Below are 12,931 nucleotides of genomic sequence, written 5' to 3'. Positions count from 1 at the left end.
GCTGCTTGCCCAGGGCCCGGCCGCTATGGGGGCGTGGGGGAGCAGTCGTGGTGTTGGCTGGCCTGGTCTATCGGCACCATCGAGTGACGCGTGTCGATCAAGCCCGGCCTGCCCAGGCTTGATCGCTGCCGTTCACACCAGCGTCGCGCCCCGGGCGTTGACGAAGATCGAATAGAGCGCGTGGCTGCTGGCCATGAACAGGCGATTGCCTTTCTCACCGCCAAAGCACAGGTTGGCGCAGCGCTCCGGCAAGGCGATATGGCCGATGGCCTTGCCTGCGCTGTTGAACACCCGCACGCCGTCGAGCTTTTCCGGCTCGCTTTCTGGTGAGCCGTTGCTGCCCCAGCCGCACCACAGGTTGCCGAATTCATCGCACTTGATGCCGTCCAGGGCACCGGTGTCGGTGGCTTCGATGTGTTTGCGGCGCTGGCCGAGGGTGCCGTCGTCGTTCACCGGGTAGGCCCAGACCAGACGGTTGGGCTTGGCACGCCCTTCGACGATGTACAGCGTCTTCTCGTCCGGCGAAAAACAAAGGCCATTGGGGCCGCCCAGGTCGTCGGCCACGCGGCTGACCTGGCCGCTGTCGCCGTCGATGCGGTAGACGCCATGGGGCAGCTCGGGCTCGATCTTGTAGCCCTCGTAGAAGTTGCCGGTCTGGAAGGGTGGGTCGGTGAACCACACCGAGCCATCGCGCTTGACTACCACGTCGTTCGGCGAGTTGAAGCGCTTGCCGTCGAACTTGTCGGCCAGCACGGTGATCCGCCCGTCGTGTTCGGTACGGGTGATGCGCCGCCCCAGCTCCTGGGTGGTAGAGCCTTCGCAGGCGATCAGGCGGCCCTGGGTGTCGCGCACCAGGCCGTTGGCATAGTTCGACGGTTGGCGGTAGACGCCCAGGGTCTGGCTGATCTCGTCCCAGCGCATGATGCGGTTGTTGGGAATGTCGCTGACCAGCAGATAGCGGCCGTCACCGAACCATACCGGGCCTTCGGCCCAGCGCAGGCCATCGGCGAGCTTCTCCACGCTGGCATTGAACAGGCGCAGTTGCAGGAAGCTGTCATCGAGCGCCTTTACGGCATTGTCCGGGTAGCGCAGGCCAAGCGGTTGGGCGGCGCTGGCCAGTTGCGGCAGCAAGGAGCCGGCGCCTGCGGCAGCGGCGGAGCAGAGCAATGAGTGCTTGAGAAAGCGGCGGCGTGAATGGCCAGGTTGCGGGGTGTCGTTCATGTCATGTCCCTTCTTGTTATTGTCGGGCCGAAACGGCGCTAACAACCTACAAGATGTACGACAACCATGGAAGACCTTATCGTGGCTTCAGGGAGAGTGCCGACAGAGTATCTATATATCTAATTGATATTTAACTATTTTTATCGATGGTGCAGCGCTTGATGGGTGCCAATAAGCCCCTTGGTTATCCGATGACTTGTTGATTGGCCACTGCAGTCGCGGTGGCCACAAGCGTTGGAGGGTCAGGCGAACACGAAGTACTTGCGCACGGTTTCGACCACTTCCCAGGTGCCTTTCATGCCTGGCTCGACGACGAAGATATCGCCGGCCTTGAGGTGGATCGGCGCCATGCCGTCCGGGGTGATGATGCAATAGCCTTCTTGGAAGTGGCAGTACTCCCATTTCACGTATTCCACCCGCCATTTACCGGGGGTGCAGATCCAGGTACCCATGATCTTGCTGCCGTCGTCGCTGGTGTAGGCGTTGAGGTTGACCGTGTGCGGGTCGCCCTCGAGACGCTCCCATTTGCAGGCGTCGACGACGGGCATTGGCTGGGTGTCGCGCAGTACGGTAATCGGTTTGTTGGCCATGAGCGGCTCCTGGTGTTGGACGAAGGTGGTTCACCTTAGGGCCCGTGCTGACTCCCCGGTTGTCTGGGGTCGACATGGGCGTGCGTATTCGCGCTGCCGGCTCAGGCCTCAGGCCGGCAAGGCGGGGCGGGCGCGCAGGGTGAAACCGGCATGCACCACCAGCGTGGCGATTACCAGCGCACCGCCGTACAGCGTGGCCTGGGCTGGCACCTCGCTCAGGAAATACCAGACCCACAGGGTGCCCAGCACGCTTTCCAGCAGGTAGAACAACGCCACCTCGGCGGATGGCAGGTAGCGCGTCGCGCTGTTGATCAGCAAGGTGGCCAGCGGCATCTGCAGCAGCCCCATCATCCCCAGCGCCAGGTAGCTGGCCTGATCGAGCCCGAAGGGCTGCGCCTTGGGCAGGGCGATCAGCGCGGCGACCAGCCCGCCAAGGGCGATCAGCGGCATGCGGGCCAGGCTGGAATGGCGGCGCAGCAAGGTGAGGTTGGCGCCCAGCGCCAGCGAAGACAGCAGCGCATAGCCGTTGCCCAACAGGTCGCTGGTGGAGAAGGAGCCGGCGAATACCAGCACGATGCCCAGGGTCGCTACGCCGATCGCCAGCCAGGTGCGTAGCGCCACTGCTTCACGCAGGAAGAAGCGCGTGAACAGTGCGGCGAACAGCGGCGCCGTGCTGAGAATGACCACCACGTTGGCTACCGTGGTGTGGATGACCCCCAGCACGAAGAAGATCGAGATCAGTGCCAGCAGCACGGCCGAAACGGCACTGGGTAGCGGCTTGGCGCCCAGGCTTGCCCGGCTTCTGGCTGACAGCGAGAAGGCGCCCAGGGCGATGAACATCAGCAGCCCGCGCCAGAACACGATGCTCCAGCCATCGGCGTTCACCAGGCGCACCAGCAGGCCATCGAAGCTGAGCAGCACGATGCCGCTGGTGACCAGCAGCAGGCCGCGCGCTGAGTCTTTCATCCCGGCTCTCCTTGTGGTTATTGAACCCTGTCTGGATGATCGCCCCACTTTGGCGCATTGGCCTGCCCAGATACGTCGCCCGGGAGGGTGTTCACGACCTCGCCACAGGCCGGCGGAACTGCCGCCGGGTTTCTGCAGCCAGGCCGGAACTTGTAATTTTGTCGTTCACTCCAATATATCGATTCAGCGGCGCCGGGCGCCGCGCGGCACCTTGAACAGGGATGTGCATTTCTCTATTGCTCAAGCGAGGCACCCATGAATTCCGACGAGCAAACCCTGATCGATGGCCTGTTCACCCGCCTGCAAGAGGCCGAGCACGAGGGCGGGCTACGCGATGCCGACGCCGAGGCGCAGATCAGGCGTCATCTGGCCCGGCAACCTGCGGCGCCGTACTACATGGCCCAGGCCTTGCTGATTCAGGAGGCCGCGATCAAGCGCCTGGACCAGCGCGTGCGGGAACTGGAAGCCCAGACGGCCGATGCGCAGCGCCAGCGCTCCGGCAGTGGCGGCTTTCTTTCCGGGCTGTTCGGTGGCGGCCAGCCGGCCAATGCGCCGCAGCCGAGCCAGCGGCCGAGCGGCTGGGGCGAAACGCGTTTTTCCCAGAATGCTCCGGCTGCGGCGGCCGCACCGGCGGCCATGCCTGGCGCGGCGCCGGTGGTGCAGGGTGGTGGTTTCATGCGCGGCGCATTGCAGACCGCAGCCGGTGTGGCCGGTGGGGTCGTGGTGGCGGATCTGCTGACCAGCATGTTCCATCACAACCAGCCGCAAGAGATCGTCGAAGTGATCCGCGAAGACGCGCCCATGCAGGACAGCTTCGCCAGTGACCTGGGTGATGCACCGTACGCCAGCAACGAAGCTATCGATAACAACGACATCGACACCGATGCCTTCGACAGCTCGGACTTCTTCGACGACGACAGCATGTTCAGTTGAGGCCCGGCTGGCGCGCCAGCTAGCCCGCCAGCAGCTCGGCATTGGCGGTGCGATCGACCAGGCGCAGGCGGTCGCGCCCGCCGCGCTTGGATTGGTACAGCGCCACGTCGCCCTGTTCGATCAGCGCCGCCAGGCTGGCCGGGGGCTGGTCGTACAGACTGGCACCGATGCTCAGGGTCACCGCTTCGGGCGTGGCGAACGCCTGCGCAGCGGCGCTCTGAAACTGCTGGCGCAGCAGGTCAGCCAGGTCGGTGATGCGCTGGGGGGACGCATCCCGGAGCAGTATCACGAATTCATCGCCACCCAAGCGCGCCGCCAACGCCCCTTCGGGCAAGGCCCGGCGAATCATTTCGCCCAGCACCACCAGCAACCTGTCGCCGGCCGCGTGGCCATGCAGGTCGTTGACCTGTTTGAAGTTGTCGATATCGATCAGCAGCAGCGCGCCGGGGTGTGCAGCGGATACACCGTTGAGCAGGCGTGGCGCCCGTGCCTCCAGGGCGCGGCGGTTGTACATGGCGGTCAACGGGTCGCGCGCGGCCAGGCGCTCGATGCGCTTCTCGCGGCGATAGCGCACGGTGCCGGTCATCGACAGGGCGATCAGCATCAAGGCCATCACGCCTTCCACCAGCGATATCTGAATGATCTCGCCGCGAAAAGCGGCCAGATCGATCAAGGTGCCGGGCATCAACACCGGAATGGTCTTGGCGATATAGAACAGCCCATGGCCCAGTAGCACGAAGCGCAGCTGAGCCGCCCCGGCGCCCAGTGAGGTGCCCTGCGGGCGCAGCAGGAAGCTGGCCCGGATGGTGATCAGGGCGATCAGCAGCGAATTGACCAGCAGCATGATCTTCGACCACTCAGGGCCTTCCGGCAGCAGCAACATCGCAAGCCAGATCACCACCACCAGCAACCAGGCAGGCGATAGCCGCGTTTCGGTAAAGCGCGCCACGCCGGCGAAGAACAGCCAGTGCGAAATGATCAGCAGGCCGTTGGCGAACCAGATGCCGACCAGCAGCAGGCCGCTGCTGCGCAGCAGGGCGAGGGTCGAGCCGATACTGATGAGGGCAAAACCGGCGCTCCAGAACAGCAGCGCTGGCTCACGAACGGTTTGCCACTCGATGGCCAAGTACAACGAGGCCGCCAGGGCCAGGGCGATGGTGATCGTCAGCATGGTTAGGGGGTCGAGCGCCATGTTGTGCTGGGCCTGGGTAGATAAGGGTCGGAAGCCAATGGTATGGGTTTGAGCGTAGCCGGCAGGCGTGAAAATGGTTGGCTGGGCGTGGGCCATGAACGACCTTCGAGCTACGGCCTGCCGTGCCTGGGCGGCCGCTCAGCCGGCCCGTGGCCTGACCGTCAGGCTGATCATGCGCGTGACCACCAGACCGATGTACATCACCCCGGCGAACTGCTCGAGCATCACCAGCGCGCGGGCGAAGGGCCGTAACGGGGTGATGTCACTCAGGCCAACCCCCGACAGCACGGTAAAGCTCAGGTACAGCAGTTCCATCCAGGTGCGTGGTGCCTCCGGGTTGATCTGCGCCCCGAAGCTGCCAGGGCTGAGCAATTGGCACACCGAAAAGGCATGGGCGAAGGCCCAGGCCAGCAGGGTGAAGGTGGCACCCACGGCGAACAGCTCGTCGGTGCTGGCGCGCTGGTCTTCCATCATGTAGGCGATCAGCCCGCCAGCGGCATAGAAATAGAAGCTCGACTCCAGCGCCGCCAGCAGGATCGACAGCGCGGTGTTGCTCTCGAACTCCACGGCCACGGTCAGCGCCAGGATGCACGCCGCCTGGGTGAAGGCGATCCACTGGATGTTCGGGCTGCTGCGCACCATGCGCAGCGACATCACCAGCACCACGATGCCAAAGGCGCCGACGATGGCCCGCCCCTCGGACAATTGCTCCATGAAGGGGTAGAGCACGATGCCCAGCAACTGCACGAACAGCAGGCTGGCGGATGGGTAGCGGAGCAGGTAGCTGTAAGCCTTGGGCATCAGAGTCGACCGGGCGGGGGAATTGGGCAGCGGGGGCGCCATTTTGCCGGGCAGTCTAATGGATCGCCAGCGCGGCGTAAGCTGCCGTTCGCCGCGATTAGTTCCAGCGCCGTGGGGGATTTCAGCTATGATCCGCGACCCTCGAAAACACCTCCGTCATGGCCAGGTTCCGATGCCCGTCAATGCCCTTTATACGGACCTGTCCGACTATTACGACCTGATGTGCGCCGACATCGACTACCAGGCGCAAAGCCACGCCGTGCAGCGCCTGCAGCAGCTGTTCGGCAACGGCGGCACGCGGCACCTGGATCTGGCCTGTGGTACCGGCCCCCACGTGCGCCACTTTCTCGATGCCGGCTTTCACAGCAGCGGCCTGGACATCAACCAGCCGATGCTCGACAAGGCCGCCATTCGCTGCCCCGAGGCACATTTTGCCGTGCAGGACATGTGCAGGTTCAGCCTCGCCGAGCCGGTCGACCTGATCACCTGCTTTCTCTACTCGCTGCACTACAGCGCGACCACCGAGCGGCTGGCGGCCTGCATCGCCCAGGTGCATCGAGCGTTGCGGCCCGGCGGCCTGTTCTGCTTCAACGCGGTGGACCGCACCCGTATCGACAATCGCCTGTTCGCCGCGCACACCGTGCAGAATGCGGCGGGGCATTTCACCTTCAGTTCCGGCTGGCATTACAGCGGCGCGGGCGAGCAGCAGGCTTTGCGCCTGCGCATCGACAAGATCGCGGGCGACGAAACCCTGACCTGGCACGACGAGCACCCCATGGTCGCGGTGAGCTTCGCCGAGCTGCAGGCGCTACTGGAGCCGCAGTTCGACGTGCATGTGCTGGAGCACGACTACCAGAAGATCCTGCCGATCAGCCAGGGTGCCGGCAACGCGCTGTTTGCCTGCGTGAAGCGCTAGCAGGCTGGCTGGACCTTGTGCGCGCCGGTAAGGCGCCCGGTGCTGTTCCAGGGCCTGCCAAGGCGCATTTCGAGCGGCCCGCAAGGTCTGCTGGGGCTGGCCTGTAAAACGGCCTTTTTGTGTCGAGGCGCGCCCTGCTTTTAACCTCATCTGCTGGAGGCGTAGTGCTGTAATGCTCTGACGGTCCAGCACGACGTCTGTGTACCCGAGCGGAGTCGATCGCGTCACCCCTGAGCAGATGGACCCGTTCGTCAAGGACCTCACCGCCTATCGGCTGGAGCAGGTGATGGGCGACTGGCGTCCTCGCGACGAGATTGTCGATACCGCCATGTCGCGCCTGTGCAAGCGCTGGGAATCAACGAAATCGGCGGTCTGCCCGCTCTGGTCGGGCGCTGAGGCTGCAAGCGTCACACCGCCTCGGCAAGCGGCGGTGCGACGGCCTGCCGGCGGGTGATAGTTCTGCTTCGACGAATCGGATCCACAAGGTGATTTCATGAGCGACAAGCAAACAAAAGATGCTCGGCCGCTACGCAGCGCCCGCTGGTTTCGCAAGGATGACCTGCCTGGCTTCGTGCATCGCTCAACCCTGGCGGCCGCCGGCTGGAGTCGCGAAGACCTGATGACGCGGCCGGTGGTCGGCATTCTCAACACCTGGTCCGATATCAACCCGTGCAATCTCAATCTGCGCACGCTTGCCGAGGAGGCGCGGGTGGGGATTCTCGAGGCGGGCGGTATCCCGTTCGAGGTGCCGCTGATGTCGATCAGCGAGAACATCATCAAGCCGAGCTCCTTCCCGTTTCGCAACCTGCTGGCCATGGAGGCCGAGGAGACCATTCGCGGCTATCCGTTCGATGCGCTGGTGCTGCTCGGCGGCTGTGACAAGACCCAGCCAGCCCTGCTGATGGGGGCCGCCAGCGCAGGCGTGCCGTTCATCTTCCTGGCCAGCGGCCCGGCCACCCCTCGCTCGGCGACTGGCGGCAACCTGGCCAACGCCACCGGCGTCTGGCGGCTGGTCGACCAGCTGCGTGCGGGAGAGCTTTCCGCGGGCGATTTCGCCGCGTTCGAGCGCAGCGTGATGGGCACCGCCGGGCACTGCGCGGAAATGGGCACCGCGTCGTCGATGGCGGTGATCTGCGAGGCCCTGGGGGTGTCGCTGCCCGGCAGCAGCCTGGTGCCGGCGGTCGACCGCCGTCGTCATCAGCTCGCCCGCGAGGTGGGGCGTCGTAGCGTGCGCCTGGCCACCGATGGCAGCCCGCGCCCGAGCGAGGTGCTCGATGCGCGCGCCTTCGACAATGCCATCACCCTGCTGTGCGCGGTTGGCGGCTCGACCAACGTCATCATTCACCTGCTGGCGCTCGCCGGGCGCGTCGGCGTACCGCTGACCCTGGAGCGCTTCGACGAGATCGCCAGACGCGTGCCGTTGATCGCCAACGTCCAGCCCGCCGGCGAACACCTGACCGAGCGGCTGATGGCCGCCGGTGGCGTACCAGCCCTGCTCAAGACCCTCGAGCCCCTGCTGCATCTCGATGCACGCAGCGTCGACGGCCGCACCCTCGGCGAGATCATCGAGACGGCGCAGGTCTGCGACAGCGATGTGATCCGCCCGCTGGACAAACCGGTCAAGCCCGGCGAGACCCTGGTGGTGGTCAAAGGCAACCTGGCGCCGGACGGGGCGGTGATGAAGACCTGTGCGGCGGACCCCAGGCTGTTCCGTCATCGCGGCCGGGCGGTGGTGTTCGAAGACGTGCAGACGATCGCCGACCAGATCGACAATCCCGACCTCGGCATCGACGAGAACAGCGTGCTGATCCTGCGCAATGCGGGGCCGGTGGGCGCGGCGATGCCGGAGTGGGGCATGCTGCCCTTGCCGCGTCACTTGATGGCGCGCGGCGTGCGCGACATGCTGCGCATCTCGGATGCGCGAATGAGCGGCACTGCCTATGGTGCCGCCGTGCTGCACGTGTCTCCCGAGGCAGCGGTCGGCGGACCGCTGGCCCTGGTGCAAAATGGCGACATCATCGAGCTCGACATCGCCGAGCGGCGACTTGAGCTTTGCGTCGACCCGGCGGAACTCGAGCGGCGCCGCCAGGCCTGGCAGCCGCCGCTGTCCCGGCACGTGCGTGGCTACCGCAACCTGTACAACCAACACATCGAGCAGGCCCATCTGGGCTGCGACTTCGATTTTCTCCGTGGCGCCAACGAGGAAACCCTGCCTGAAGGGCTTTTCGATGGCTGGGTAGGGGGCTGGTAGGACTTCAATATGAGCATTCTTTATCGATCCGACGCCGCACGCGCCCCCGCCTGGGTGCGCTACTTCGCCGAACATGCTCCGGACCTCGACTTCCGGGTCTGGCCCGATGCCGGTGACCTCGACGAGGTCGAATACCTGATCGCCTGGCAGGCACCGGCGGATTTCATCGCCCAGCTACCGCGGCTGAAGGTGTTCTTCTCCTCGGGAGCCGGTGTCGATCATGTCGATTTTTCCGCCATCCCCGCGCACGTGCCCATCGTCAGGATGGTCGAGCCAGGGATCATCGACGGCATGGTGGAGTATGTGTCCCTCTGCGTGCTGGCCCTGCACCGCGACTTCTTCGACTATCTGCAGGCGAAGGCGGCGCGTAGCTGGGCCCCGCTGAAGGTGCTGCCGGCCTCGGCGCGCACCATCGGGGTGATGGGCATGGGCTCGCTTGGCAGCGCCGTTCTGCAGCGGCTGGCGAGCTACGGCTTCGACCTGCGCGGTTGGAACCGCTCGCGGCGTGAGCTGCCGGGCGTGGAGAGTTTCGCCGGCGCGGAGCAGCTGCAGCCCTTTCTCGCCGGCTGCGATGTGCTGATCTGCCTGTTGCCGCTCACCCCGGCGACCCGGGGCATCCTGAATCGCGAGCTGTTTTCGCGGCTGCCTGCCGGCGCGGCGCTGATCAATGTCGGGCGCGGTTCGCACCTGGTCGACGCCGACCTGCTCGAGGCGCTGGATTCCGGGCAGCTGTCGCGCGCGATTCTCGACGTGACCGAGCCCGAGCCGCTGCCTGTGGAACATCCTTTCTGGGCCCATCCGCGGGTATTTCTGACCCCCCATGTGGCGAGCATGACCCAGCCGGAATCGGCCGCGCCGATCCTGCTGGAGAACCTGCGTCGACATCAACGCGGCGAGCCGCTCGAGGATGCCATCGACCGCTCTCGCGGTTATTGAAACGCGGCCCATGGCGGTGCCGCGATTTCCATGCAGCACGCCAGCGAGGACACTCCGCAAGGCATGGCAACGGGCGTTCCTCACCGGACGCCGGTTTTGCGTTGATGCCGGGCGCACTTTCACGCACCTTGGTTGGCTGCGCAATTAGTGAAGGGTCGGTGTAAGCCGTTCGGCAACCAGCTGACGAGCCTGGTGGGCCAGCTGATCCAGGTGATAGTCGCGCTGCTTCTCGGCTTCGCTCATGGCCTTCTTGCCGTTTTGTTTGAGCAGGTACGCGTGGATCTGCCGCACCTCGGTGGACTGGAATACCGGCGTCAGATCCTGCACGGCCCGGGCAATGCCGCGCCGGCGATGGCTGGCGGCCACGGCCATATAGGCGAGGGTGCAGGCGGCTGCGTTGTCCTGGCCAAGATCACCGAATTGGTGACGGTATTCACCGAAATCACCCTCTGCGACCACAAGCGCGAAGACTTCGCCACGTTCGAGTCCAACATCCACCTGGTTGACGAAGTGCTCGAATGCCACCTGATCAGTGGCGGCTACGACTACCTGGTGCGCTTCATGACCCGCAGCATCCAGCACTACCAGTACATGATGGAAGTGTTGCTGGACAAGAACATCGGCATCTCCAAGTACTTCAGCTACATCGTCATCAAATCCCCGGTGCACAAGGATGGCGTGCCCCTGCGCAAGCTGCTGAGCCAGCAGTAGGGCGCTCAGCTGGCAGCGCTTTTCACCTTTGCCGCCAGTACGGCCGCCTGGATCGCCGCCAGGCTGTGCTTGGCCGCTGGCGACTCGAACAGCGCGCTTTCGACCAGCGTGTAAAAGCGCTCGCCGTTGTGCAGGGTGAACTCCACGAAGGCCAAGTGCTCGCTCCATGAGCGATAGCGCCGCACCATGAACAGGCTGTGCTTCGAGGTCACAGAGTGCAGGCTGCTCAGCGGTATCTGCCGATGGCCGCTTTCGCTGGCAAAGATCAGTTCATCGTTGTGAATAGAGGCCGTCCCGGCCTTGTTCAACCGCCGCCATTCCAGCGCGAACCGCCACCCCATAAGCAGCAAGCAGCCGCCGACCAGCAGAAGCTCAGGCAGCCGCGTGGTTGGCGCCTTGAACAGCACCAGGCCACCGATTGCCAGGAGAATGGCCAGGGTGATGGAGCGGTAGAAGTACACGTTGTGAAAATCGGGGAAGGTCAGAAAACGGATGTCCATGGCGCTATTCCTTGGCTGCGCACTGGGCGAGTGCGCACAGTGCTGGGCTGATCCTGCGGTATCTGTACCCGAGCCCGACTGCAACGGCGTGGGGCATCGTCAGCGAGCCGCTGGTTCTAACGAGCGCGCTTGCCCTCGAAACGCCGGGCGAGGGCTCCCATCGCCAAGCCGCCGACGATACCAACGGCGCCACAGGTCCAGCCCATGGAGCGATCAGTGACGAAGCCGACGTTCTTCACATAGGCCGGTAGGCCAAGCAGCCCGGTGAAAAGCAGTATCGCGCTCGACAGCGCAATCAGGGCGATGCCGCCTGCTCGCCAGGTATCGCTAGGAATGCCGGTTTTTCGGCAATAGGCGTATGCCAGGCCCAGCGGCAGCACAAGCTGGGTGGTGAAAAAAATGATTGCGTTGCCGGTTTCGCTCATCGCAGGCCGCTCCAGGTTGGCCTGCTCAGCATAGGGTATCTGGCGGCCACGCCGCGTGACCGGTCACGCAAACCGGGCGTAGGGCCGGGGCTTGGTGGGCGCGGCTTTCATCCGCCGTTCGGGGGGCTGCTCTCGCAGAACGAGTCGCGCGGGCAATCTGCGCGTATCGGCACAGGCCCGGCGTACTCAGTGAAGGGTCGGTGTAAGCCGTTCGGCAACCAGTTGGCGAGCCTGGTGGGCCAGCTGATCCAGGTGATAGTCGCGCTGCTTCTCGGCTTCGCTCATGGCCTTCTTGCCGTTTTGTTTGAGCAGGTACGCGTGGATCTGCCGCACCTCGGTGGACTGGAATACCGGCGTCAGGTCCTGCACGGCCACCAGACCATCGGAGCGCTGGTCGCGGGTGTTCATCAGCACCTGCGGCCCTTGCGCGGCCAGCACCTGCAGGCCCATGGCCTCGAACATCGGTACCTTGCCGGCCACGCAGGCCAGTTCCAGGTGCGGGTGGCGCTCGATGATGCGCTGCAGCATGGCCCGGGCAATACCGCGCCGGCGATGGCTGGCCGCCACGGCCATATAGGCGAGGGTGCAGGCGTCGGCGTCATCCTGGCTGGGCAGGTACAGGGCGAAACCCAGCACCACGGCAGGGTCCTGATCATTCAGGGCCAGCAGCAATTGTGCAGGGCTGTGCGCCTCGCCGTTCATGGCCTGCAGGTACAGGTGCACCTCATAGCCGATCACGTACTGGTACAGCTGGAACAGCGGGTTGCTGGGCGTCAGCGGCACCGGGCTGATGTCACTGAAATAGTCCACCACCATCTGCAGCACCTGGGCTTTGAGGGACTCGGGTGGCGTGGCATCGAGGTGGGTGAGGGTGAACATTGGGCTAGCTCTTGAAAAAACGGCGATCGGCATTGTAGCGCGTGGGGCAGGTGGGCTGCTCCTCGGGTAACATGGCGGCGCATTGAACACCGACCCAGAAGGGCCTTATGGCAGCCTCGAAACGAAAATATGCAGGCATCGAGCGCGAGCTGATTCGCACCCTGACCGACGCCTGCGAAACCGCAAAGAGCGAAATCGTCGGCTTCCAGTGGCTCACCCATGACGTGGACTACCAGCACCTTCCACAGAGCCTGATCGTCACCTGGGTATTCGACGCCGAGGCCAACAGGGCGAGGGCACTCGCCGGTGCGGAGAAGGCGAGAATGCTGGAACTGACGTTGGCCGCTTTCGAGCAAGTGGGTATCAGCGTGTCCCGCATCGCCGACCATGTGGCATTTTCGGTCGAGCGGCCGGCAAGGGGCCAACGTGGCCAAGGACATTGAAAACCCCTGCGTGTCGCTGTGCCAGCTAAACAGCGAACTGTGCGTCAGCTGCGGCCGCACCCGCGAAGAAATCCGCAAATGGCGCGGCATGAAGCGCCCGGAGAAGATGGCCACCGTGCAGAAGGCGGCGACGCGGATGAAGGCGATTGCCAGGAAGAAGGGCAAGG

General features: G+C 64.7%; 15 protein-coding genes and 2 pseudogenes. 8 read left to right on the top strand and 9 right to left on the bottom strand.

The features are described from left to right. Positions 1-132: 132 nt before the first annotated feature. From QYS36_RS09690 to QYS36_RS09680, 3 genes are all read right to left on the bottom strand, one after another. Positions 133-1,221, bottom strand: a complete 1,089-nt coding sequence (locus tag QYS36_RS09690) for an SMP-30/gluconolactonase/LRE family protein (RefSeq protein ID WP_308839280.1) — start codon at positions 1,219-1,221, stop codon at positions 133-135. 242 nt (positions 1,222-1,463) lie between these two features. Further along, the gene (locus QYS36_RS09685; RefSeq protein ID WP_308839279.1) at positions 1,464-1,811 is read right to left on the bottom strand and encodes a cupin domain-containing protein; all 348 of its coding nucleotides are present in this window, start codon (positions 1,809-1,811) and stop codon (positions 1,464-1,466) included. A gap of 108 nt (positions 1,812-1,919) precedes the next feature. Then, a complete protein-coding gene (locus QYS36_RS09680) occupies positions 1,920-2,777 on the bottom strand; it encodes a DMT family transporter (protein WP_308839278.1) in 858 nt (285 codons plus the stop codon). A 255-nt stretch (positions 2,778-3,032) separates the two neighbouring features. Here QYS36_RS09680 and QYS36_RS09675 point away from each other — a divergent pair, with 255 nt between their 5' ends. Further along, positions 3,033-3,710: a DUF2076 domain-containing protein gene (locus QYS36_RS09675; protein WP_308839277.1), complete on the top strand. Its 678-nt coding sequence runs from the start codon at positions 3,033-3,035 to the stop codon at positions 3,708-3,710. 19 nt (positions 3,711-3,729) lie between these two features. On the opposite strand, the gene QYS36_RS09670 is transcribed toward QYS36_RS09675, so the two are convergent. Next, positions 3,730-4,902, bottom strand: a complete 1,173-nt coding sequence (locus QYS36_RS09670; protein WP_308839276.1) for a GGDEF domain-containing protein — start codon at positions 4,900-4,902, stop codon at positions 3,730-3,732. 138 nt (positions 4,903-5,040) lie between these two features. Beyond that, complete coding sequence (locus tag QYS36_RS09665) at positions 5,041-5,703, bottom strand: ion channel (protein WP_308839275.1); 663 nt, start codon at positions 5,701-5,703, stop codon at positions 5,041-5,043. Between the two features lie 172 nt (positions 5,704-5,875). Here QYS36_RS09665 and QYS36_RS09660 point away from each other — a divergent pair, with 172 nt between their 5' ends. The 4 genes from QYS36_RS09660 (at position 5,876) to QYS36_RS09645 (ending at position 9,806) form a co-directional block, all read left to right on the top strand. Continuing rightward, positions 5,876-6,619 (top strand): class I SAM-dependent methyltransferase, encoded by a 744-nt coding sequence (locus QYS36_RS09660; protein WP_308839274.1) that lies wholly within the window; start codon positions 5,876-5,878, stop codon positions 6,617-6,619. A gap of 238 nt (positions 6,620-6,857) precedes the next feature. Further along, positions 6,858-7,073, top strand: coding sequence for a hypothetical protein (locus QYS36_RS23940; protein ID WP_374990436.1), 216 nt, complete (start codon positions 6,858-6,860; stop codon positions 7,071-7,073). 39 nt (positions 7,074-7,112) lie between these two features. Continuing rightward, positions 7,113-8,870: a dihydroxy-acid dehydratase gene (locus QYS36_RS09650; protein WP_308839273.1), complete on the top strand. Its 1,758-nt coding sequence runs from the start codon at positions 7,113-7,115 to the stop codon at positions 8,868-8,870. 9 nt (positions 8,871-8,879) lie between these two features. Beyond that, entirely contained in the window at positions 8,880-9,806 is a 927-nt protein-coding gene (locus QYS36_RS09645; protein WP_308839272.1) for a glyoxylate/hydroxypyruvate reductase A, read from the top strand. A gap of 144 nt (positions 9,807-9,950) precedes the next feature. Here the strand turns inward: QYS36_RS09645 and QYS36_RS09640 are convergent. Beyond that, a pseudogene (locus QYS36_RS09640) lies at positions 9,951-10,211 on the bottom strand (GNAT family N-acetyltransferase); the annotation flags it as partial. On the opposite strand from QYS36_RS09640, the pseudogene QYS36_RS09635 reads away from it, so the two are divergent. Then, positions 10,209-10,517, top strand: a pseudogene (locus tag QYS36_RS09635) (Lrp/AsnC family transcriptional regulator); the annotation flags it as partial. The pseudogenes QYS36_RS09640 and QYS36_RS09635 overlap by 3 nt on opposite strands. 5 nt (positions 10,518-10,522) lie before the next feature. On the opposite strand, the gene QYS36_RS09630 reads toward QYS36_RS09635, so the two are convergent. The 3 genes from QYS36_RS09630 to QYS36_RS09620 all read right to left on the bottom strand — a co-directional run bounded on the left by QYS36_RS09630 (position 10,523) and on the right by QYS36_RS09620 (position 12,321). Beyond that, positions 10,523-11,017, bottom strand: coding sequence for a hypothetical protein (locus tag QYS36_RS09630; protein WP_308839271.1), 495 nt, complete (start codon positions 11,015-11,017; stop codon positions 10,523-10,525). A 116-nt stretch (positions 11,018-11,133) separates the two neighbouring features. Next, on the bottom strand, positions 11,134-11,442 hold the full coding sequence (locus tag QYS36_RS09625; RefSeq protein WP_308839270.1) for a hypothetical protein: 309 nt from the start codon (positions 11,440-11,442) through the stop codon (positions 11,134-11,136). Between the two features lie 186 nt (positions 11,443-11,628). Beyond that, positions 11,629-12,321: a GNAT family N-acetyltransferase gene (locus QYS36_RS09620; protein WP_308839269.1), complete on the bottom strand. Its 693-nt coding sequence runs from the start codon at positions 12,319-12,321 to the stop codon at positions 11,629-11,631. A gap of 107 nt (positions 12,322-12,428) precedes the next feature. Between QYS36_RS09620 and QYS36_RS09615 the strand changes: the two genes are divergently transcribed. Continuing rightward, positions 12,429-12,764, top strand: a complete 336-nt coding sequence (locus QYS36_RS09615) for a hypothetical protein (protein WP_308839268.1) — start codon at positions 12,429-12,431, stop codon at positions 12,762-12,764. Then, positions 12,748-12,931: DUF1289 domain-containing protein (locus QYS36_RS09610; RefSeq protein WP_308839267.1), on the top strand; the 184-nt coding region annotated here is incomplete at its 3' end. The genes QYS36_RS09615 and QYS36_RS09610, both read left to right, overlap by 17 nt.

This window comes from Pseudomonas sp. G34 (assembly GCF_031119625.1).
Lineage (GTDB): Bacteria > Pseudomonadota > Gammaproteobacteria > Pseudomonadales > Pseudomonadaceae > Aquipseudomonas.
This window is presented reverse-complemented; position numbering and strand designations above follow the sequence as displayed.